The sequence below is a fragment of the Nonomuraea sp. NPDC052129 genome (assembly GCF_040680095.1).
GTDB lineage: Bacteria > Actinomycetota > Actinomycetes > Streptosporangiales > Streptosporangiaceae > Nonomuraea.
Window position 1 is genome coordinate 115,566 of record NZ_JBFAVX010000037.1, and the last position, 19,806, is coordinate 135,371.

Consider the following 19,806-nt stretch of genomic DNA (forward strand, 5'->3'; position numbering starts at 1 on the left):
GCGAGGCGGCCTCGGGAAACATGTGATGTTTCGGCGTGGCCTGCCACAGGTTCACGCGAACATGTGCGCTTTGCTGAAGGCCTTGTTAGAGGTCAGGATGATCGAGCCCTTTTCGTAGCGTTTGGAGATCATCTGGAAGGCCAGGTTGGCTTCGTCGCGGTCTATTGGCAGAGCCACGGGGCTACGACGAAGTCGGACGGCGGCATGTACAAACCGTCCCTCTCCTTCAGTCTTCACCGGCAAGGGACACGAGAACAAGACTGTTTCTAGTTGGTCAATCTTGTGAGACTGACGGGCATGACCAGCCTGAACGAACATGACTTTGCTGATCTCGTCCGTCGGCTCGCGCATGTCCGCTGGATCGCCGGAGGCGCCGGTGCGGGCAAGAGCACCCTCAGCCAGGTCTTGGCCGAACGCTATGATGTGGTCGTTTATGACGGCGATCTGGCCGAACGTCACTACATCCAGCGGTGTTCCCCGCAGCGACATCCGTACATGTGCGCACTGCTGCAAACACCCCTGGAACAGAGATGGACGGGCCGCACGCCGGAAGAGATCTTCCAGAGCATGCCCAGTCTGCACGGCGAGACAATCGGACTCGTCATCGAAGACCTGCTCACCCTGCCAACCGACCGCCCCGTTCTGGTCGACGATTTCCGTAGCCTGCCCGAACACGTCGCACCATTGCTGAAGTGGCGCGAGCAAGCTGTATTTCTGCGGCCAACGCCCGAATTCCGGCGCCATGCATTGGGCGCCCGATTCGCTGACCCAGCTCGAGCACGAGCCAACTGGGGAAACTGCGACCACGCTGAGGCGATGGCGAATCGGCTGGGCCGCGACGAGCTCTGGGACGACGAGGTACGACGCCAAGCTCTCAAGCAGGATTTGCCGGTGCTGGATGTCGACGGCTCTCGAGACATTGCTGAGTTGGCCGACGAACTGGCGGCGAGGTTTCTCCTGGCCCGGAACTGACTGTGCACGCTCGGCTGGTCTTCTGGGAGACACTGAACGGCGCGACCACCGCCACCCCGGCATCCGCCGCGCCGTCGTCCAGGGCCGTCTGGGCCGCGTCGAACGTCCAGCTCGTGAACTGGCAGACGGGCAAGTGCCTGACCATCGCCGGCGGCGTCAGCACCGAGAACAACGTCGAGGCCGTCCAGTACACCTGCGACAGCCACCCCTCCCGCTTCTGGGAAATCCGCGACTACTACGGCTGAGCCCAACGAAGACTGCGGCAGGGGAAAACCAGTACAGAGGGAGGGATTACCGTCGCCCTAAGCCGAGAATTTCGACCTCGTGACCGCAATGGCCGCCCCAGCGCAGGGTGGCGGTACGAGAAGAGGGACTCGACCATGCCCAAGTACATGATCCAGGCGACCTACACCGCGGATGGCCTCAAAGGAGTGTTGCGAGATGGCGGCACTGGACGCCGGCAAGCGGTGGAGCGCATGGCGGAAAGCGTCGGTGGACGGGTCGAGCAGATGTATTTCGCCTTCGGCGAGACGGACACGTATGTGATCGTCGAGCTGCCGAGCAACGCGGCTTCGGCCGCTGTGGGGCTCACGATATCGGCGACCGGGGCGGTACGAACGAAGACGGCGGTCCTGCTGACGCCAGAGGAGATCGACGATGCCGCGCGGATGGAGGTGGCATACCGGGCTCCTGGCGCCTGACGGATCTCTCCAGGCCTGGGGAGCGGGCACCAGCAGGACGGTTCTAGAGGCCCGTCACCAGCGGAAACGTGGTGACGGGCCTATCGCTTTGTTGCGGACTCGTTACGGGGCCACGTCTTGCCGTCTCCACGATGCTTGCTGTTAACGTGGTTACGCGCGTTGGTTGCGCGCGTAAACGACGTCGCAAGCGGATCATCTGCTGGAAGGACCGGTACGTGCTCGACCCCCACCCGCACATCCGCCCGGGCCGCCCCTGGTTCGACACCAACGGTGTGCGAATCCAGGCTCACGGCGGATCCATCCTGTACGTCGACGGCACGTTCTACTGGTACGGCGAGAACAAGGAGAAGACCGTCCCCGGCAGCGGCATCTGGCACTGGGGCGTGCGCCTGTACGCCTCCCGCGATCTGTACGAATGGGAAGACCGCGGGCTGATCATCCCGCCCGAGCCGGACGACCCCGCCAGCCCGCTCCACCCGGCCAAACAGGTCGATCGGCCTCACATCATCCATGACCGGCGGACCGGCCGGTTCGTCTGCTGGCTCAAGATCATGGGGCCGGAGTTCCAGGAATCCACGGTGCTGGTCGCCGACGCCATCGAAGGGCCGTACCGGATCGTGCGCACCGGCCTGCGGCCGCTCGGCATGAGCGCCGGAGACTTCGACCTGGTCGTGGACCCGTACGACGGCAAGGGCTACTACTACTTCGAGCGCGTCCACAGCGAGCTGATCTGCGCGCCCCTCCGGTGACCATCTCGGCGCTGGCCCGCACGTACATCTTCAGCCCGCGCCAGAGCCCCGACTTCGCCTGGAACTGGCTCGGGAAACTGCTGTTCATGTCGGGCCTGACCTTCAGCTCCACCTTCACCGCGTTCTTCCTGGCCGCCCGGATGGGCGTGAGCGTGAAAGAGGTCGCGGGCCTGGTCGCCGGCATCGCGGGCGGCAGCATCCTCGCCGCTGTAGCCGGCGCCATCGGTGGCGGTTTCCTGTCCGACAAGCTGCGCCGCCGCCGGATGTTCGTGCTGGTCGGCGCCTGCGTGTTCGCCACGGGCGGGGTCGTCATGGCGCTTTCCCCGAGCATCCCACTGATCATCGTCGGCGCGGTGCTCAGCAACCTGGGCATCGGGGTGTTCTCCGCCGTGGACCAGGCGCTGATGCTGGACGTACTGCCCGACCGGGAGGCCGACGCCGGCCGCTACACCGGCATCTACGGCTTCGCCAACACGGTCGCGCAGGGCATCGCGCCCCTCATCGCACCGATCTTCCTGGCGATCGGCGCCACCGGCGGGGAGAAGAACTACGCCCTGCTGTACTTCATCGCGGCCGCGTTCACCGTGGCCGGTGGCCTGGTCGTCCTGCTGCGCGTCAAGTCCGTTCGCTAATCAAGGAGTACGCGTGATCCGCACGTCCTTCAACGACAACTGGCAGGTACGGCCGAAGACCAACCCCTTCGCCGAACTGTCCGGCCAAACGGTGCCGTACCGGGAGGTGACGCTGCCACACGATGCCATGATCGAGCAGACTCGCGTGCCCTCTGAGGAGGGTGGTGCGGGCGCTTACTTCCCGGGTGGGGTGTACGAGTACCGCAAGATTTTCTTCGTGCCCGAGGAGCACCGGGGCCAGCGGGTGGTCATCGAGTTCGAGGGCGTCTACCGGGACGCGGCCGTGTTCATCAACGGTGATTACGCGGGCCAGCGGCCCTACGGCTACTCGCTCTTCCGTATTGACGCCGATCGGTTTCTGCGGTTCGGGCAGGACAACGAGATCCGTGTCGAGGCCCGTGCGCACCAGGATTCGCGCTGGTACAGCGGTGCCGGGATCTATCGGGACACCTGGCTGCTGGTCGGCGAGGTGGTCCGCATCATCCCGGACGGCGTTCGGATCACGACGCCGGACATCGACGCCGAACGGGCGGTGGTCGAGGTCGCCACGACGGTGGTCAACGACTCGATCGAGATCCGCACGGCCGACCTTGTCACCGAGATCAGCGACGCCGCCGGGACCGTGGTGGCGATCGGCAGGTCGACGGTGACCGTGCTGCCCGGCGAGTCCGCGATCGCCCGGCAGCGGCTCTACGTGCGCGAACCCGACCTGTGGAGCGTCGCTGACCCCGCCCTGTACACGTGCGACGTGACGCTGGCGGGTCTCGATTCCGAGCGGGTCACGTTCGGCATCCGGTCGCTGCGCCTCGATCCCGTGCACGGGTTGCGGATCAACGGTGAGAGCGTCAAGTTGCGTGGCGCCTGCGTTCACCACGACAACGGCGTGCTGGGCGCGGCCACTCACGCCCGCGCCGAGGAACGCCGCGTGCGGATCTTGAAAGAGGCCGGGTTCAACGCGATCCGGATGTCGCACCACCCGATGAGCAAGGCCATGCTGGAGGCCTGCGATCGGCTCGGGATGCTGGTCGTGGACGAGGCGTTCGACATGTGGACCTCGGCCAAGAGCCCGTACGACTACAGCCTGAGCTTCCCCGAGTGGTGGGAGCGCGACGTCGAGGCGATGCTCGCCAAGGACTACAACCATCCCAGCGTGATCATGTACTCGATCGGCAACGAGATCCCCGAGACCGGAACCCCCTCCGGCGCCGCCTGGGCCCGCAAGCTCGCCGAGAAGGTCCGCGTCCTGGACGGCACCCGGTACGTCACCAACGCGATCAACAACATGCTCGCCGTGATGTCCGAGCTGGCCTCCCTGAGAGAGCAGGCGGCGGGCATCAACACCCTGATGGCCGACGCCGGGGACATGATGAACGCCGTCGCCGTCTCCGACGTGGTGACCGAGCGCACCGCCGAGTCCTACAGCGTGCTCGACGTCGCCGGCATGAACTACTCCGACCGCCGCTACGCCCTCGACCACGAGAGGTTCCCGGACCGCATCATCCTGGGCACCGAGACCTTCCCCACCCGCATCGACCGCAACTGGGCCCTGGTCCAGCAGTACAGCACGGTGATCGGCGACTTCACCTGGACCGGCTGGGACTACCTGGGCGAGGTCGGCATCGGCCGCCCCCAGTACGGCTCGACGCCCACGCACGTGGCGCCGTACCCGTACCTGCTGGCCGGCTGCGGCGACATCGACATCACCGGCCACCGCCGCCCCGCCTCCTACTACCGCGAGATCGTCTTCGGCCTGCGCACCCGGCCCTACCTGGCGGTGTGGCGGCCCGAACACCACGGCGAGACCTTCATCGGCAGCCCCTGGGCATGGAGCGACACCCTGCCCAGCTGGACCTGGCCCGGCCACGAAGGCGCACCCATCACGATCGAGGTCTACGCCGACGCTGCTGAGGTGGAAGTCCTCCTCAACGGCCGCTCCCTCGGCCGCCGCCCGGTGGACCGCTTCCGCGCCGCGTTCGAAGCAACATACGAGCCGGGCGAGGTGCTGGCCATCGCCTACCGCGACGGCGTCGAGAGCGGCCGTGACGTGCTGCGCTCCGCGATCGGCCCCGTGCAACTTCGCGCCGAAGACGACCGGCCCGTCATCTCGGCCACCGGCGGCGACCTCGCCCACATCACCCTCACCCTGACCGATGCCGACGGAACCCTCTATACCTCGGCCGACCGTGAGGTGCGTCTGGCGGTCTCCGGGGCGGGCGCGCTCATCGGCTTCGGCAGCGCCGACCCGTCCACCGAGGAACGCTTCGACGCGACCGAACGCCGCACCTACGACGGTCGCGCCCTGGCCGTCGTCCGTCCCACCGGACCGGGCAAGATCCGGCTGCTCGCCTCCGCCCCGGACTGCGACCCGGCCGAGATCATCATCACCGTGGAGTCACCCTCATGATCGACCGTGAAGCCCTGGTCCGCCGCCCAACCCCGACGGCTTCGTGCTGGCCGACGCGATGTCGACGTATGAGACCTCGCGCGGGCCGGTCCAGTACCCGGACAAGTTCGACATGACCGCGATGATGGGCGGCGACGTCAGCCGGGAGTACCAGGCCGGAACCTGGCTGCACATCAACCCGCACCGGCTCGACCTGGGCCGCATCGGGCTCCTCCTCAGACCCGAGGCAGGCGCGCCGGGAGAGACCGACCCCGCCGTACTCACCGATCCGCGTCAGCGGTGGTGGGGCCTGGAGATCGCCCAGCGCTGGCGCGAACGCCTCGGCCTAGAACGGCACGAGCACTGGCAGCACATCCAGGACCACCTGGCTCTGCCACGTCAGGAGAAGGGCGTTTACTCGGCGATCGCCACGGAACCGTACCTGCGCCGCGACGACCACCCCTCGATGTTGTGCGCCCTCGGCGTCGTCCCTGAGGCTCCGCTCATCGACCCCGCCGTCATGGAGGCCACCCTCCTCGACGTCCGCGATCACTGGGACTGGAACAGCGCCTGGGGCTGGGACTTCCCCGTCATGGCCATGACCGCCACCCGCCTCGGCCGCCCCGACCTGGCCGTGGACGCCCTCCTCACCGACACCGCCAAGAACACCTACCTGGCCACCGGACACAGCCCGCAGATCGGCAGCATTCTGCCCCTCTACCTACCGGCCAACGGGGCTCTCCTCACCGCTGTCTCTCTCATGGTCGCCGGGTGGGAGAGCGCGGACACCGACGAGTGTCCGGGCTTCCCTGGCGACGGGAGCTGGACCGTCCAGCACGAGGGCTTCCAAGCATGGCCCTAGGTGGATGAGCGTTGGACGACGTGCGGATGGGTCGAGGCGTCGATGTGACTGGGGGCCTGGCCCGCGCCGGCGAGGCTGGTGACGATCGTCGCGGCGCGGTGGCGGGCCACGTCGTGCAGGTCCCAGCAGACGGTGGTGAGTGGCGGGGCCGCCAGGCGTGCCGTGGGAATGTCGTCGGCTCCGACGACGGCCATGTCGGTGGGGATGGCGAGGCCGTGGTCGTGCAGGCCGGCGAGTACGGCGAGCGCGGTCTCGTCGTTGAAGGCGCAGACACCGGTCACCGCCTGTTCGCGCCATCCGGTGATGGCCTGCGCCGCGCTGGCGATCTCCAGGTGTACGGTCAGCGCCACGGGAGGTTCGAGCCCGGCCCGCACGCACGCGTCGGTGGCGCCTTGCAGGCGTTCGTCGGCCATCTGCCGGAAGGCGGGGTGGCCTGGCAGGGCATAGCCGAGGCGTCGATGGCCCCGGCTGATGAGGTGCTCGGCCTGCAGGCGGCCCAGGTGCCGCATGGGAGAGGCGTCCTCGGACTCGGAGGGGAGCACGAGATCGGCGCCGGCACGGCGCAGAGCCTGGACGGTGTCCTGGTCGAAGGAGGAGAAGCCGACGACCACGGAGGCGTCGACGGCCGCGCACACGTCAGGTAGTGACCGGCCGTGTGCTGCGGCGAGGTGGGTGACCAGCGTCAGGCCGTAGGCCGCCAGCGCGGTGGCCAGCTCTTCGACGAAGCGGCTGATGCCCGCCCCGATGGGCAGGTCGGGGATGGCCAGGAGCACGACGTCGCTGCGGCCGGCCGCCAGGGAACGGGCGGAGGCGTGCGGACGGTAATCCAGCTCGCGGGCGGCCTCCAGGACTCGGCGCCGGGTCTCCTCGGTGATGCGCATTCCGGGCTTGTCGTTGAGCACGAAGCTCACGGTGGCACGGGAGACACCGGCGGCCCGGGCGACGTCCGAACTGGTGATCCGCTTGACGGGCATGCGGTCCTCTCATCGATCGCATTCCTTGGCAGGACTCATCGTAGGACCTGACGGGTAACGCGTGTAATCAGAGGTCAGGCGAGGACGATGGTGGATTCGTGCTCGACGAGCAGGTGGATGATCGCCCGTTCGTCGGGAGTGGTGTTCGGCTGGTGCAGGGTGAGCGCGAGTCTCCCGTCGCGGAGCCGTACGATCATGCCGTGGCCGCCGTCCGCGGACCACAGCGCCCGCTCCTCCTGTGTCCAGGGCCCGGTGACCTGCCCGGACGTGGAGTGGGCGATGCCCATCGCGTACCCCTGCTCGCCGAAACTGGACCACAGCATGAGCAGATGCCCGCTGGTGAGGTGGAAGAGGAACGGGCCGTCGGTGACGTACGTCGCAGAGTGGTCGAGAGGTTTGGCCCACGGGGCTTCGGAGGCGTTGAAGAGGAAGACCGGTGTGCCGGCCGATTGGCGCAGGTCGCTGGTGAGGCGCTGAGCCTAGATCGCCCCGTCACGGATCTGGGTCCACTCCTGGCAGTAGACGAGCCAGGGGTCGCCCGTGTCGTCGACGAAGAGGGTGCCGTCGAGGCACTGCCACTCCCGCGGAGTGATCGCGCCGTCGCTCCACGGCGCGAAGGGGCCCTCGGGCGTGTCCGCCACGAGCACCTGGGTCCCGCGGTAGCCGTCGGGCCCGGTGAAGGTGGCGAACATGAACCATCGGCCCTGGTGCTCATGCACCTCGGGCGCCCAGTACATGCCCTCACTCCAGAAGTCGGCGGGCGGGCGGAACGCTTCGAACGGACCTTCCCAGGTGCGCAGGTCCGAGCTGCGGTAGGCGTCGAAGCCCACGCCGGGCCGGACCAGATGTTCTGGTCCGTGCTGCCGTAGAGCCAGTAGGTCGATGTCGAGCGGTCGTTGAGGATGAACGGGTCGCGGATCTGGATCTCGTCGAGGGTCAGGTCGCTCAGTGCCGGCTAGCCGGCTTCCGATGCGCGCATCGGGCGGGAGCGCCTGCGCCGGTTCACCAGGACGATCAGCGCTATCTGGATGACAAGTAGCACCAGCGCGATCAGTCCCGACGCGGCGCTCATCTCTTCCTCCGAAAGCCCGCCAGCACATTCCGTTATGTTGCCGCCCGCATAGAGAAGGGTGCAGTCACGTCCCAGGATCGTGGCAACAATGAAAAAGTTGGCAAGCAGAAGAGGGATCGCGCCCAGGGCGAGGAGCAGCGGGAGGTGATTCGCCTTTCCGCCTGCCGGGTTCACCTGCGCCGGCACAGCTTCGAGAAGCCTGCCTGCATCGGAATCACGGCTCATTCCGAACACGTAAGCATAGGCAAGCGATCACGACAAGGTCGGTACTGTTTGGTCGGTCATGCGCTGGCCGTAGATCTTGGGTGGGGCGCTATCGGGATTCGGTCGAAGAGAGCTGGTGCTCCGCGCCCCAATCCCATAGGGCTTGCAGAACGGGGCCGAGGCGGCGCCCGTCTGCGGTGAGTGTGTAGGAGACCCGGGGCGGCCAGCCAGGCTGACGGTGGCGAGCGAGCACACCGGCTTCCGTCAGGTGCGCCAGCCGATCGGACAGGGGGCCCATGCCGCCAATGAGCGATTCTTGAGTCTCGGGCTGCCGATCACCGTTCGGCCGCGACACGTCTACACCGCCGGTGACATCGCCTTGCTGATCGTCGACTGGGTCATCGACGGGACGGATCGTGACGGCCGTCCCGTACACATCGAGGGCACCGCCACCGATGTCGCCCGATGGTTTATCCCTGCGAAGGCCTGGTCGGTGTCAGATGGGCGCGTTCACCCTGCGCGCTGAACAGGGTGAGCACCTCCGCGGGCTGGCCGTCGGCGCTGCTGCCGATCCAGTGCGGTACGTGGGTGTCGAACTCCGCGGCCTCGCCGACGCCGAGCCGGAACTCCTGCTCGCCGAGCACGAACCTGACGTGTCCGTTGAGGACGTAGAACCACTCGTATCCCTCGTGGGTCCGCGGGTTCATCGTGGGTGCTCGGCCGGCGGGTGGATAGATCACCTTGTACGCCTGTATGCCACCGGCCCGCCTGGTCAGTGGCACCATCACCAGCCCGGATCGCCGCACTGGTCGCAGATGGATACGCGGGTCGCCGGTGGGCGGCGCCGCGACGAGATCATCGAGCGGGACGCCGTGCGCCCGGGCCAGAGGCAGTAGCTGCTCCAGCGTGGGTCGGAGCTTGCCGTTCTCGAGACGGGACAGAGTGCTCGCGGTGAGGCCGGTTTCGTCGGCCAGCGCCGCCAGCGTGGTGCTCCGCGCCTTGCGCAGGGCGCGTAGACGCGGCCCAACTCCGGCCAACACGTCTTCTGCGGGGTTGTCCATGCCTCCCGATAATGCGGATCCGCAACTTTTCTTGCAAGTTGGAAGCGGCGGTGGCGATCCTGTCGTACATCACCGGCGCCGAAGGTGCGCATCGGTCACGCTCGGCACGCCGTACGACGAAGGGGCAAATCTGATGGATTCCACCCGAAGCCGACGTTCCACCGCCGACCAGGGCGAGGCGGACGAGGACGCCGAACTGTTCTGGGAGCGGCACTACCGCACCCGGCGTACCTGGGACGCACGCGTCAACCCGCTGCTCGCCGAGATCGCCGCGCCGCTGCGCCCCGGCGCCGCCCTCGATCTGGGCTGCGGCGCCGGCGGCGACGCCATCTGGCTCGCCCAGCAGGGCTGGCACGTCACCGCCGTGGACATCTCCACCACCGCCGTCGAACGGGTACGGGAACGCGCCCGCGATCTCGGCATCCCGGACCGGGTCGCCACCGAACAGCACGATCTGGCCAGAAGCTTCCCGGCCGGCCAGTTCGATCTCGTCTCCGCCCAGTACTTCCAGACCCCGTTCCCGTTGCTCCGCGGCCAAGTCCTGCGCACCGCCGCACAGGCCCTGCGCTTCGGCGGTCTGCTGCTGATCGTCGACCACGGCTCCACCGCGCCCTGGTCATGGAACCAGGACCCCGACATCCACTACCCCACACCCACCGAGATCGCCGCCGAACTCGATCTCGACCCCGCGCACTGGTCCGTCCTGCGCGCCGACATGCCCCGCCGCCAGGCCACCGGACCCGCAGGTGAGACCGCAACTGTCATCGACAACATCCTGCTCGTCCAACGAACCGTCTGAACCACAGTGGAGTGACTCGATGCAGCGATCCAGAACACGGACGAAGGACACCACGCCGCCGCGGACCGGCGCCGACGAGAAGGCCACCCTGCGGGGCTTCCTCGACTATCTGCGGAACGCGATAGCGGACAAGGTCGCGGGCGTGCCGGAACCGCAGGTCCGTACGGCCGGAGTGCCCTCGGGCACCAACCTTCTGGGGCTGGTCAAGCATCTGGCGTTCGTCGAACGGTTCTACTTCCTCGGGGAGGATGCCGGCGACTGGCCCGCGACCATGCGGCCGTCCGCGGAGGACACCGTCGACGGCGTACTCGCCGACTACCGGAAGACCGTCGAACGAGCGAACCAGGTCATCGACGCCTGCCCAGACCTGGCCCTTCCCGCCCCGCGACCCTCGCGCCCAGGGCCGGCGCCATCGATGCGATGGGTCCTGGCGCACATGATCGAAGAGACCGGCCGGCACGCCGGCCACGCCGACATCCTCCGCGAACAGATCGACGGATCGACGGGCCGCTGACCAGCGCGTGGTGCCATGTGCCCGCTTGGATTGCAACTTGCAGTTCTAAGTTAGAATGTTAAGTTAGTAGGGTGGAACGCAATCTGAGTTTCAACCTGCATGTCCTCACCGCCCGCCTGGACCGGGCGGCCGACCGGATCCTGCGGGCGCAGTACAACGTGTCCTACAGCCGCTTCCTGGCGCTGACCCTGGTAGGGGAGCTGGGCGCCTCGACACAACGGGCCCTTGCCGAGTGCCTCGGCGTGACCGAGCCATCGGTGAGCCGGATGACCGCCATCCTTGCCGCCGAGGGACTTCTCGACGTCCAGCCCGACCCGGGCGGGGGGCGCCGCCGACGGCTGAGCCTCACGGACAAGGGGAAGCAGTTGGTGTCCTCGGTCCAGCAGGGGTTCGAAGAACGGCTGGCCGCACTCGTGACACACAGCGGCGTTCCGTACGACGAGTACGCGAAGCACACCGCGCAGCTGTTGGCGACGTTCGACCACGTGGAGCGGGAGGGGACCAAGTGAGCCAGAGCATCCCGACCCCGCCGGTGCGCGCGGTCTTCTCAGCCGACGGTACGCGGATCAGCTATCAGACGATGGGCGCTGGGCCGGGCCTCATCGTGCTCGGTGGCGCTCTGCGAACCTCGCAGGACTACCTCCCGTTGGCCTCGGTGTTGGCCCGCTCCTTCACGGTGTATCTCGCCGAGCGGCGGGGGCGTGGCGCCAGCGGCCCTCAGGGAGACCAGTACTCCTTAGGCAAGGAGGTAGAAGACCTCCTTGCCATCCAGGCGGAGACCGGGGCGCGGCTGGCGTTCGGTCACAGCTACGGCGGACTCGTCGTCCTTGAGACCGCACGGTCGTTCCAGGTGTTCGAGCGCATCGCGGTGTATGAGCCGGGAGTGCCTGCCGGTCCTGTCCCCACCGGCTGGATGGCTCCTTACCTGGAGCGGCTGGCCGCGGGTGATCCTTATGGCGCGTTCGTCCACTTCATCCGAGGCTCGGGCGGCGCGCCGGCCTTTTTGACCAAGCTGCCTTACTGGTATCTGCGCATGGCGTTACGGGTGGGATTCCGAGGGCCGAGCTGGCAGCGGATGCGGCCCCTTCTGGAGGCCAATCTGGCCGAGCATGAGCAGGTCGCAGCCCTACAGGGCCGGCTTGCCGCGTTCTCGGCCGTTACCGCTTCGGTGCTGCTCCTTTGCGGGGGCCGCAGCTCGCGCGCGAGCAGGGAGGAGTTCGACGCCGTACGCGACACCCTGCCTGACGTCACGCTCGAAACCTTGGACGGCCTCAACCATTTCGGGCCTGAAGGGAAATCAGCCCTCGTTGTAGCCGAGCGGGCTCTGGCGTTCCTCCTTTGACATTTTCGCGGCCGGCAGAAGCAGCCGACCGTCGCAAGCGGGCTGATCACCGGTTTCTGGTGGAGAAGGTAGTGATGGAAGCGATCGAACTTCAGGAACGACTGCTCCCGCTAATTCGTGAGCATCTATCGACCTTCGAGGAAAGGTACGGATACCCGCCGGACGAGAATGTCATAGAGGCCGCCTCGAGTCGCGAGAACGCCGCAGTCCTTGCGGCGGAATTCCCTTCCCGCCTTCCGTTCGAGATAGGCAGATTCTTTGCTGTAATCGCCCGCGTCTCGTTGCCCGACTTCTGGAATGGCTATTTCATCGGACCCCCTCTACGCAGTTCCTGTTCCAGAAGGAGCGCCGGTGTACCTCCTTGCGCCGGGAGAGATCCGTGACGGCTGCTATCGCCATCCTCTCGGCGCCGCAAGTGGACCCGCCATAGTAGCTCCAACCTTCGGGGGATTTCTCAGCAAATTTGTTTCAGGTCTAGAAGTATTTATTCGAGCCGGGACTGCCGGCCCATTCGCGTAAATGTTTCCAGGTGCCGAAATTAAAGATCCCGTCTTCTCTTCGCGGGTGTCGCCCGCCTGGACCAGGCGAGGGCTGGCCTGACATAGTCGCTAGATGGATCATCGTTCTCACGCTTGGGCTCAACGACGGTTACGGTCGCTGGTTTGGCTGGAGTTGCTTAACATCCCGCTGCAGGCGGTGATCTGGTTCGGCGTGGTGGGGCTTCCGGTGACCGCGGGAAACGGCGTGGGCTTCGCGTTGTTCGCGCTTCTCTTGCTGGAAGGAGCCGGGTATTGGTCGGCCAAGCGCCGCCAGATCGCCATGCGAAAGAGGTCCCTTCCAGGAGCCGGCGCCTTCGTGGTCGCCCGCAGGGGTAACGTTGCCGTGCTGGTCGCTGGATTACTGTTCATCCTCTGGGCGGTGGTGGTCGATCCGGGGGCAGGAAGCTGGCCCGGCCTGGGGTTTGGGCTGTTCGCCGTGCTGGAGCACGTGAACTACTTCCATGTCCAACTCATGTACGACACCACTGAGGATGTCCGCTACCTGCGCTCGCGTGGCTTGCGCCGCGCCCATTTGGCCCGCGATCTCGCAGTCCAGGCAAGAACGCGTTCTCTATCGCGCTCCTGATGACGACCGGCCGTCGTTTCTGATAACCCGAGGGGCACACGCATCCGCACTACCAACACGCTGGGGGACGTGCCAGCGGCGTCGCTCCAGATCCCACGCCGCCACGCCTGTCTACCGGGCAGCCCCTGACAGCAGAACTGTCCAGACTCTCCATGCTTCCTTCGTCGATGATGGGACAGTTTCGTGGATCTGATCGCCAACGCCACCGGTCAGAAGGTCATGCGCGCTCTGCGGGCGGACGGCCTGATTCGCACCGAACCCGGCATGGGCAGCTTCGTGACCACCCCAGAGGAGCGTCAGGAGGCCGAAGGCCAGTGATCGAGGGCTGGCCCGCGTGAGGATGCCCGGGTGAGGTGCTTTCGCCTGGGGGAAGTCGGTGTTCTACCTGGCCATCGTCGAGACCGGAACCGTGCGCCAGCAGGCCGAGGTGCGCCAGTGGGAGGTCCTCGCGTACGACGAAGTTCGATTCTCGACAAGATCGTGCTTGATCAGGACGGCGTGGGAGGCGCGCCAGCCTTGTACTCACCCGCCAGCGGTGGACAGGAGATCGAGTGTGTGAGTGAGGGCGGCGCGGCCTCTGCGCAGAGCGGCGGCCGGATCGGTCCCGGAGGGGCCCTGCCAGCGTTGATAGACCACAGTAGAGCTCCGCCGCACGGACACCGCGACGTGCGTGACAGAGTCCTGACCGGCGGCCAAGGTCTCGATCTCGCCAATCCATGGGCCCCTGGTGAAGGGCTCGACGCGGGGGCGGACATTCTTGAAGAGCGCGTCGCGGAAGTCGCAGCTCCTTCCCCCGCTCTCGCCTGGTCCGGCCCAAAGAAGTGGCCGGACGCGCGCCTGTTCGGCGCTCTGCTCATCGGGCAGGAACAGCACGTCCTCGCGGACGGAGACCTCACCGATCAGGCGACGCGTGATGGCGGGCGCGCTGCCGTACACGTTCTCGTTGAAAGCCAGTGAGCAGATCCAGTCATGGTCGGTATCAGTAGGGCTCGACCACGGCGCCATGTCCTGGCCGTACACGGACGGCGGGGGCAGGGCCGCGGCTATCGCTGTTGAGGCCGCGGGGGCGGCGCTGGACGGTGCGGGGCTGGTGGGGGCACCGCCTACGGCGGCCAGCACGGACGTTGCCACTGCGGCGCCTTGGAGCAGCGGCGGCCGACCCGGTAGGCCGCCCGCCTCGAATTCCCAGTCCCACGACACTTCGGCCAGCAGCGCGCCACGGGCGGCCACGATCGTCGCCCTGGCGCCCGAGTCGCCATACTCCGTCCAGTTCTCCGTGGTGACCAGGGCCTGCGTGCCACGCCATCCCCGGCGGTCGAAATCGGCCACCTCGCTGAGCGCATAGTCAGGGCGATCATCGCACTGCTCGGTGCCGCGCCGGGCTGCCGCGACCAAGCGGGTCGCCTGCGCGGGCGAGGTGATCCAGAACCGTACCTCCAACGGCCTTGCCACCTCCTCGGCGTGCAATTGCGCGGTGTAGCCGGGCACGCCCTCGGGTGGCAGCCGCGCCTCGACGCCCTGCCCCTGTTCCGGCCAGCACCAGTGCAACAAAGGGGCGTTCAAGCTCAGTGCGTAGGGCGCGTAGGTGACGCCGATGTCCCCCAGGCCGCGGTCGACGTCATCGTTCGCGCGGCCCCGCAGTCGCTCAGCGATCTCCTCGACGGAGGCCGCCGCGTCCTTGGGCATCGGCAGCGCAGGCATAGCCAGCTGATCGAGACCACCGAGGGTGAACAATAGGGTGACGGCTGCGGCGGCGACGCGCAGCCCACAAGCCCTGGCAAGATCCACAACGAATACGACGCCGTGCACATGATCAAGGTTCACCTGGTGCGCAAGCGTTCTCAGCGATCGTCACATGGGATGCGGAATCTCGGAAGCCCGGATGACCCTGCTGCGCTGGATCGGTTTCCCGACCCCCGCGGCTCCTGATCCCCTCCATCCCGACGTTTTGTTTCGCGGGAGATACCGGCTTGGTTCGGCGGGACCGGGCTCAACGGCCAACGCTCTGATGGTGGTCGAGCCGACGTCCCCAAATGAGGTAGGCCAGCGCGACATTGTGAAGCAGCTGATCCGCTACCAGTCACCCCTAAAGCTGGGGATGCCCCTCCCGCCGTTGGTTAGGCGACAGTCGTGACAGAAAACTTCCCAAGGCTTTCGGAGGAAATCGTGCGTCGTTCGCTGCTCGCCATCCCCGCCGCGCTGGCCCTGACGCTCGGGCCGGCGACCGCCGCCCACGCCGACAATTACCCGTCGACCTACATTCGCAGTAATGCCAGTAGCAGCGCGAAATGCATTGGCCTGGCCAACGGCGGAAGCGTCGAAAACGGCACTCTGCTCGTGGTGTGGGACTGTCATTATCATGTCGACCAGTATTGGCATGGCAATGCCGACGCTTCGATCCGCAGCCGCGCCGCCACCAACAAGTGCGTCGGTTTGGCCAACGGCGGAAGCGTCGACAACGGCACTCCGCTCGTGCTGTGGGACTGCCACGGGCATCCCGACCAGCAGTGGAAGTTCGCCAATGTCGGGGGCAGCGCCTATGCCATTCGCAGCCTCGCCGCCCCTAACAAGTGCGTCGGTTTGGCCAACAGAGGAAGCACCACCAACGGCACCTGGCTGGTGCTCTGGGACTGCCACGGTAACCCTGACCAGCAGTGGCTGCTCCCGAACAGGCCATCGACCTACGGATTCACAAGCTGACAGATTTCACGCACCCCTTTAGGCCAAGGTCGTGCTTGCGTGGCGTCGGCGATCGCGATCCAGATGAGCTGATAGGCGATCAGCAGAGCGTAGAACTCCTGAGCGGTCCCGGGCATGGTCCGGGACCGCAGGACACGGCGGACCGGCATGGGCTTGGCTCCGCGCTCACCGTCTCGGCGTCGCAGCGACCTCGAGGCAGGCCGTGGCCGGAATATGGGTGGCGAACCTGCCGACTAGTTCGAGATCATCCGGCCATGTCAGATGACGCTTCAGGACCGTACCGAGTAGGCGAGACGGCTTTGCTGGCGGCGGTGCGGGAAGCCGAGCCATTGGTCGGGAGCTGGCGGCGGCGTCTCGATTCGTCCGCGAGTGCGGGGATTCCCGCGCATGTGACGGTGCTTTTCCCCTTCCTCGACATCGATCGCGTCGGGTCCGCGGTCATCGACGATTTGACCGCGCTGATCGGCGAGCACAGCCCGTTCGCCGTCCGGTTCGAGACGTGTCGGCGTTTCCCTGACGTGCTCTATCTCGCGCCGACGCCCGAGCAGCCGTTTCGTGCCCTGACCGAGGCCGTCGCGGCGCGATGGCCCGAAGCGCCACCGTACGGCGGACAGTTCGCGGACGTCATCCCGCATCTGACGGTCGCCCACGGCCAGCAGGCCCAGGTGTTCCACGAGGTGGAAGCCGCGATCACCCCACGATTGCCGGTCACGGCCCACGTGTCGTCGGTCAGTCTGTTCGTCAGCGACGGCGACCGCTGGCACCAGCACACCGAGTTCCCGTTGCTCGGCTGATCTAGTGCATGCGCGGTCATTCTCCGGTGACCTGGCTGCGCTCGATGAGCTCCAGCACGGCTTCCCTGGTTTCGCGGAAGACGGCGACGGTGTCGGCGGCGGCCGCGGTGATGCCCGGCTCGCCCGGAGCGACCGGCGGTTCGAGCAGTTGGGCCACGGTGTCGGCCAGTACCTCGTAAGGGTCGTCGACGCCGAGCGGGGCGGTGGCCGGGTCGGACATGGCCATGCCGAATCCGGTGAGTACGGCGTGCACGGTGTACGCCTGGTCGGGCCAGGGCCGGTCGTGGCGGGTCAGACCGTGGCGGTGGAGGATCGGCATGACCGCGTTGCACAGCGCGCTGGGCCTGGTGCGGGCGAACAACTCGCGGTCGCCGGCCTGCTGGGTGAGCAGCCGCAGCAGGTCGGGGTCGCCTCCGTAGAGGCGGGACGCCAGCGGGAGTTTCTCCGCCGTGCGGATCAGCAGCGGGGCCAGGCGGCGCGGCTGCACCACGGCGGGGTCGGCGGTGATGCGGGCGATGATCTCGTCCACGAGGGTCAGCAGTTCGCGGGCGAACAGCCCGAGGATGAGGTCCTCCTTGGCCGGCCAGTAGAGGTAGACGGTGCCCTTGCCGACGCCGGCCGTACGGGCGATCTCGCTGACCGTGACCTTGCGTACGCCGTGGTCGAGCACCAACTCGCGCGCGCTGTCCAGGATGCGGGCGGCTTTGCGCGATTGGTGCTCGATCAGCTGGCTCACCGGAGTCGTCCTCTTCCATGGCTCGTCACACGGCGGCGACGTCGAACTCTTTGTTCGTGAAGTCTGGGCCCTTCATTATCTTGCCCATGGCCTGCCCGAGGCCCGGCCGGTTCATCAGGCGGAGCATCACGGTGCGCATGATCTGCTCCCTGCGGTCGTGCGGGGTGAAGATCCTGCGCATGATGTACGCGCTGTCCTGCTCGGTATGGATGAACGGCCGCATCCGGGCCTCCCACGCCCGTAGCGCGCCGGGCAGGTCGCCGGGGTGGCGTTGCAGCATGGTGCCCAGCAGTTCGCCGCCGGCGATGCCGCTGGAGGCGCCCATGCCCGCGTACAGGGTGACGCACCAGGCGGCGTCGCCGACCAGGACGACCCGGCCGCGGTGCCAGCTCGGCATTTTGACCTGGTGTACGGAGTCGAACAGGTGGTCCGGCGCCTGCTCGAACGCCGTGAACAGGCTCTCCAGCACAGGGCCGGCGGGCCGCGGGCCGAAGGCGGCGCGGATGGACTCGATCGGCGGGCGCGCGAACTCGGCGTCGATGTCATCGGTGCGGTAGGAGAACATCAGGCTCGGCGCGTGGTCGGCGAAGGGGAAGGTCCACGCCGAGCGCCCCGGCTCGGCCAGGATCAGGCCCTCGCGCAGGCCGAAGCCCGCGACCGGCTCATTCAGCGCGGTGGCGCCGACCATGTAGTTCAGCGGACGCAGGTGGTCCTTGGGGCCGAAGACCAGCCTCCGCACGGTGGAGCGCAGCCCGTCGGCGCCCACCACCAGGTCGAAGCGCTCGGTGACGGTGGTGTCGGCGGCGGTGTCGTGCAGGGTGACCTCGGCCGCGGAGTCGTCCTGGGTGATGCGGGTGGGCACGGTGGAGTAGCGGATCTCCACATCGTCCGGCAGCGCGGAGAACAGTCCCTGTTCCACGTCGCCGCGCAGCAGTTGCCGGGGCTTGCTGACCAGGTTCGGGAGTTCGGTCGGGCTCATGCCGGGGGTGCGGCGCCCGGCCCGGTTGACCTCGTACACGGCGAGCTCCGGATGACCGCGGTCGCCAATCGCGTCCAGTACGCCCAGCCGCCGCGCCGAAGCGACCCCGGCGCCGAACAGCATGATGAAGTAGCCGCTCGAGCGGCGCGCTGGGGCCCGCTCCACCAGCACCGGCTCCCAGCCCACCTGCCGCAGGCGCAGCGCGGTGGCGATGCCCGCGATCCCCAGCCCGACCACCAGTGCCCGCCCATGCCTGACCGCGTCCGCCATGACGGCTCCCTTCCTGTCGTGTCCGCCATCACTCTAGCCGACAAACTGACCAAAATGGTTCTAGCGGTCAGTCAGCCCTGTAACAAGCGGACGGTGGTCTGTTACGAGGGCCGTTATGCTGGCGGGGAAAATGAGAGAGTCGGAGTTTCTCCGGGCCAGGCGGCCGGAGCACAAGCAACAGCGACGCGAGGCGATCCTCGCCGCCGCACGCGAGCTCGCCCTGCGGTCGGGCGTACGCACGGTCAGCCTGCGCGCCGTGGCGGCGGCCGTCGGGCTGGCGAAGTCCAATGTGGTGCGCTATTTCGGCACGCGCGAGGAGATCTATCTCGAACTCGCCGCCGAAGAGTGGCAGGGCTGGAAAGAGGCCGTCACCGAGCGGCTGCGCTCCGCCGCCGGGCCGGGCGACGTGGTCGACGCGCTGGCCGAGACGCTGGAGGCGCGGCCGCTCATGTGCGACCTACTTGGTTACGCCGCGGCCAGCCTGGAGCACAACGTGTCGCTGGAGGCGGCCCGCGCCTTCAAGATGGTGCTCCTCGGTGTGGGCGCCGACGTCGGGGCCGAGGTCGCGCGGGCCACCGAGCTGACAGAGGGCGAGGGCCTGGAGCTGGTGGGGGCGGCCACCGGGCTGGCCGGATTCCTCTACCCGATGGCCCATCCGCCCCCGGTGCTCGCCGAGCTCTACGCGCAAGAGCCGGGGATCGCCGCCGGGCGCCCGCCGTTCCTCCCGACGCTGAAACGCGCCATCGCCGCGTTCCTCGCGGGCCTGCCGACACTACGCTGACGTTCTGGGCGCCCAGTGAGTTACCAGGCGCCCAGAAGTCGTAAGCGGTCAGATCTCTTCGACGCTGCTCGGCTCACGCCGGGACAGATCGATGCCGAGCTCTTCCGCGGCGCGGAAGACGTCCTCGTCGGTGTCACGCATCTCGATGGACATGCC

Annotated in this window: 25 protein-coding genes and 1 pseudogene; 16 read left to right on the forward strand and 10 right to left on the reverse strand. The window is 67.4% G+C overall.

What is annotated here, in order from left to right:
- Positions 1-54 precede the first annotated feature (54 nt).
- Positions 55-171 (reverse strand): annotated as a pseudogene (locus AB0L53_RS48910) (ATP-binding protein); the annotation flags it as partial.
- 126 nt (positions 172-297) lie between these two features.
- Between AB0L53_RS48910 and AB0L53_RS48915 the strand changes: the two are divergent.
- The 7 genes from AB0L53_RS48915 to AB0L53_RS48945 all read left to right on the forward strand — a co-directional run bounded on the left by AB0L53_RS48915 (position 298) and on the right by AB0L53_RS48945 (position 6,299).
- Positions 298-972 carry a hypothetical protein gene (locus AB0L53_RS48915; RefSeq protein WP_364010548.1) on the forward strand — a complete coding sequence of 225 codons (675 nt, stop codon included), beginning with the start codon at positions 298-300 and terminating at the stop codon, positions 970-972.
- 2 nt (positions 973-974) lie between these two features.
- Positions 975-1,217 (forward strand): RICIN domain-containing protein, encoded by a 243-nt coding sequence (locus AB0L53_RS48920; protein ID WP_364010551.1) that lies wholly within the window; start codon positions 975-977, stop codon positions 1,215-1,217.
- A 135-nt stretch (positions 1,218-1,352) separates the two neighbouring features.
- Positions 1,353-1,673, forward strand: a complete 321-nt coding sequence (locus AB0L53_RS48925; RefSeq protein WP_357655454.1) for a GYD domain-containing protein — start codon at positions 1,353-1,355, stop codon at positions 1,671-1,673.
- Positions 1,674-1,888: 215 nt separating this feature from the next.
- Positions 1,889-2,422, forward strand: a complete 534-nt coding sequence (locus tag AB0L53_RS48930) for a hypothetical protein (protein WP_364010555.1) — start codon at positions 1,889-1,891, stop codon at positions 2,420-2,422.
- Complete coding sequence (locus AB0L53_RS48935) at positions 2,419-3,054, forward strand: MFS transporter (RefSeq protein WP_364010558.1); 636 nt, start codon at positions 2,419-2,421, stop codon at positions 3,052-3,054. Before AB0L53_RS48930 ends, AB0L53_RS48935 begins: the two co-directional genes overlap by 4 nt.
- Positions 3,055-3,067: 13 nt before the next feature.
- Positions 3,068-5,458, forward strand: coding sequence for a glycoside hydrolase family 2 TIM barrel-domain containing protein (locus tag AB0L53_RS48940; RefSeq protein ID WP_364010561.1), 2,391 nt, complete (start codon positions 3,068-3,070; stop codon positions 5,456-5,458).
- 58 nt (positions 5,459-5,516) lie between these two features.
- A complete protein-coding gene (locus AB0L53_RS48945; RefSeq protein WP_364010562.1) occupies positions 5,517-6,299 on the forward strand; it encodes a hypothetical protein in 783 nt (260 codons plus the stop codon).
- On the opposite strand, the gene AB0L53_RS48950 is transcribed toward AB0L53_RS48945, so the two are convergent.
- The 6 genes from AB0L53_RS48950 to AB0L53_RS48975 all read right to left on the reverse strand — a co-directional run bounded on the left by AB0L53_RS48950 (position 6,296) and on the right by AB0L53_RS48975 (position 9,610).
- The gene (locus AB0L53_RS48950) at positions 6,296-7,273 is read right to left on the reverse strand and encodes a LacI family DNA-binding transcriptional regulator (protein WP_364010565.1); all 978 of its coding nucleotides are present in this window, start codon (positions 7,271-7,273) and stop codon (positions 6,296-6,298) included. The two genes, AB0L53_RS48945 and AB0L53_RS48950, sit on opposite strands and share 4 nt — an antisense overlap.
- 74 nt (positions 7,274-7,347) lie before the next feature.
- Positions 7,348-7,596, reverse strand: coding sequence for a hypothetical protein (locus AB0L53_RS48955; RefSeq protein ID WP_364010568.1), 249 nt, complete (start codon positions 7,594-7,596; stop codon positions 7,348-7,350).
- A gap of 156 nt (positions 7,597-7,752) precedes the next feature.
- Positions 7,753-8,103, reverse strand: coding sequence for a family 43 glycosylhydrolase (locus AB0L53_RS48960; protein ID WP_364010571.1), 351 nt, complete (start codon positions 8,101-8,103; stop codon positions 7,753-7,755).
- A gap of 125 nt (positions 8,104-8,228) precedes the next feature.
- Positions 8,229-8,570: a hypothetical protein gene (locus AB0L53_RS48965; RefSeq protein ID WP_364010574.1), complete on the reverse strand. Its 342-nt coding sequence runs from the start codon at positions 8,568-8,570 to the stop codon at positions 8,229-8,231.
- An 88-nt stretch (positions 8,571-8,658) separates the two neighbouring features.
- Positions 8,659-8,847 (reverse strand): winged helix-turn-helix transcriptional regulator, encoded by a 189-nt coding sequence (locus AB0L53_RS48970; protein WP_364010620.1) that lies wholly within the window; start codon positions 8,845-8,847, stop codon positions 8,659-8,661.
- 172 nt (positions 8,848-9,019) lie between these two features.
- Complete coding sequence (locus tag AB0L53_RS48975) at positions 9,020-9,610, reverse strand: XRE family transcriptional regulator (protein ID WP_364010576.1); 591 nt, start codon at positions 9,608-9,610, stop codon at positions 9,020-9,022.
- Positions 9,611-9,743: 133 nt separating this feature from the next.
- On the opposite strand from AB0L53_RS48975, the gene AB0L53_RS48980 reads away from it, so the two are divergent.
- From AB0L53_RS48980 to AB0L53_RS49005, 6 genes are all read left to right on the forward strand, one after another.
- Positions 9,744-10,409 carry a class I SAM-dependent methyltransferase gene (locus AB0L53_RS48980; protein WP_364010579.1) on the forward strand — a complete coding sequence of 222 codons (666 nt, stop codon included), beginning with the start codon at positions 9,744-9,746 and terminating at the stop codon, positions 10,407-10,409.
- A gap of 19 nt (positions 10,410-10,428) precedes the next feature.
- Complete coding sequence (locus AB0L53_RS48985) at positions 10,429-10,923, forward strand: DinB family protein (RefSeq protein WP_364010582.1); 495 nt, start codon at positions 10,429-10,431, stop codon at positions 10,921-10,923.
- 71 nt (positions 10,924-10,994) lie between these two features.
- Complete coding sequence (locus AB0L53_RS48990) at positions 10,995-11,432, forward strand: MarR family transcriptional regulator (protein WP_364010585.1); 438 nt, start codon at positions 10,995-10,997, stop codon at positions 11,430-11,432.
- Positions 11,429-12,265, forward strand: a complete 837-nt coding sequence (locus AB0L53_RS48995; protein ID WP_364010587.1) for an alpha/beta hydrolase — start codon at positions 11,429-11,431, stop codon at positions 12,263-12,265. The genes AB0L53_RS48990 and AB0L53_RS48995 overlap by 4 nt, the downstream gene beginning before the upstream one ends.
- Before the next feature lie 612 nt (positions 12,266-12,877).
- The gene (locus tag AB0L53_RS49000; RefSeq protein WP_364010590.1) at positions 12,878-13,390 is read left to right on the forward strand and encodes a hypothetical protein; all 513 of its coding nucleotides are present in this window, start codon (positions 12,878-12,880) and stop codon (positions 13,388-13,390) included.
- Between the two features lie 183 nt (positions 13,391-13,573).
- Positions 13,574-13,708, forward strand: coding sequence for a hypothetical protein (locus AB0L53_RS49005; protein WP_364010593.1), 135 nt, complete (start codon positions 13,574-13,576; stop codon positions 13,706-13,708).
- Positions 13,709-13,912: 204 nt separating this feature from the next.
- On the opposite strand, the gene AB0L53_RS49010 is transcribed toward AB0L53_RS49005, so the two are convergent.
- Entirely contained in the window at positions 13,913-15,091 is a 1,179-nt protein-coding gene (locus tag AB0L53_RS49010; protein ID WP_364010596.1) for a hypothetical protein, read from the reverse strand.
- Between the two features lie 429 nt (positions 15,092-15,520).
- On the opposite strand from AB0L53_RS49010, the gene AB0L53_RS49015 reads away from it, so the two are divergent.
- Both AB0L53_RS49015 and AB0L53_RS49020 read left to right on the forward strand, forming a co-directional pair.
- Positions 15,521-16,090 (forward strand): RICIN domain-containing protein, encoded by a 570-nt coding sequence (locus AB0L53_RS49015; RefSeq protein WP_364010599.1) that lies wholly within the window; start codon positions 15,521-15,523, stop codon positions 16,088-16,090.
- Between the two features lie 299 nt (positions 16,091-16,389).
- The gene (locus AB0L53_RS49020; protein ID WP_364010602.1) at positions 16,390-16,884 is read left to right on the forward strand and encodes a 2'-5' RNA ligase family protein; all 495 of its coding nucleotides are present in this window, start codon (positions 16,390-16,392) and stop codon (positions 16,882-16,884) included.
- 16 nt (positions 16,885-16,900) lie between these two features.
- On the opposite strand, the gene AB0L53_RS49025 is transcribed toward AB0L53_RS49020, so the two are convergent.
- Both AB0L53_RS49025 and AB0L53_RS49030 read right to left on the reverse strand, forming a co-directional pair.
- Positions 16,901-17,620: a helix-turn-helix domain-containing protein gene (locus AB0L53_RS49025; RefSeq protein ID WP_364010605.1), complete on the reverse strand. Its 720-nt coding sequence runs from the start codon at positions 17,618-17,620 to the stop codon at positions 16,901-16,903.
- Between the two features lie 25 nt (positions 17,621-17,645).
- On the reverse strand, positions 17,646-18,869 hold the full coding sequence (locus tag AB0L53_RS49030) for an FAD-dependent monooxygenase (protein ID WP_364010608.1): 1,224 nt from the start codon (positions 18,867-18,869) through the stop codon (positions 17,646-17,648).
- Positions 18,870-18,999: 130 nt separating this feature from the next.
- Here AB0L53_RS49030 and AB0L53_RS49035 point away from each other — a divergent pair, with 130 nt between their 5' ends.
- Positions 19,000-19,650 carry a TetR family transcriptional regulator gene (locus AB0L53_RS49035; protein WP_364010611.1) on the forward strand — a complete coding sequence of 217 codons (651 nt, stop codon included), beginning with the start codon at positions 19,000-19,002 and terminating at the stop codon, positions 19,648-19,650.
- Positions 19,651-19,806 lie beyond the last annotated feature (156 nt).

What these genes read in the sequence shown, in the direction of transcription:
- AB0L53_RS48915 (WP_364010548.1), top strand. Translation starts at nt 298, where the DNA reads ATGACCAGCCTGAACGAACATGACTTTGCTGATCTCGTCCGTCGGCTC.
- AB0L53_RS48925 (WP_357655454.1), top strand. Translation starts at nt 1,353, where the DNA reads ATGCCCAAGTACATGATCCAGGCGACCTACACCGCGGATGGCCTCAAA.
- AB0L53_RS48945 (WP_364010562.1), top strand. Translation starts at nt 5,517, where the DNA reads ATGTCGACGTATGAGACCTCGCGCGGGCCGGTCCAGTACCCGGACAAG.
- AB0L53_RS48950 (WP_364010565.1), bottom strand. Translation starts at nt 7,273, where the DNA reads ATGCCCGTCAAGCGGATCACCAGTTCGGACGTCGCCCGGGCCGCCGGT.
- AB0L53_RS48955 (WP_364010568.1), bottom strand. Translation starts at nt 7,596, where the DNA reads ATGCTGTGGTCCAGTTTCGGCGAGCAGGGGTACGCGATGGGCATCGCC.
- AB0L53_RS48965 (WP_364010574.1), bottom strand. Translation starts at nt 8,570, where the DNA reads ATGAGCCGTGATTCCGATGCAGGCAGGCTTCTCGAAGCTGTGCCGGCG.
- AB0L53_RS48970 (WP_364010620.1), bottom strand. Translation starts at nt 8,847, where the DNA reads ATGGGCCCCCTGTCCGATCGGCTGGCGCACCTGACGGAAGCCGGTGTG.
- AB0L53_RS48975 (WP_364010576.1), bottom strand. Translation starts at nt 9,610, where the DNA reads ATGGACAACCCCGCAGAAGACGTGTTGGCCGGAGTTGGGCCGCGTCTA.
- AB0L53_RS48980 (WP_364010579.1), top strand. Translation starts at nt 9,744, where the DNA reads ATGGATTCCACCCGAAGCCGACGTTCCACCGCCGACCAGGGCGAGGCG.
- AB0L53_RS48985 (WP_364010582.1), top strand. Translation starts at nt 10,429, where the DNA reads ATGCAGCGATCCAGAACACGGACGAAGGACACCACGCCGCCGCGGACC.
- AB0L53_RS49000 (WP_364010590.1), top strand. Translation starts at nt 12,878, where the DNA reads ATGGATCATCGTTCTCACGCTTGGGCTCAACGACGGTTACGGTCGCTG.
- AB0L53_RS49010 (WP_364010596.1), bottom strand. Translation starts at nt 15,091, where the DNA reads ATGCCTGCGCTGCCGATGCCCAAGGACGCGGCGGCCTCCGTCGAGGAG.
- AB0L53_RS49030 (WP_364010608.1), bottom strand. Translation starts at nt 18,869, where the DNA reads ATGGCGGACGCGGTCAGGCATGGGCGGGCACTGGTGGTCGGGCTGGGG.
- AB0L53_RS49035 (WP_364010611.1), top strand. Translation starts at nt 19,000, where the DNA reads ATGAGAGAGTCGGAGTTTCTCCGGGCCAGGCGGCCGGAGCACAAGCAA.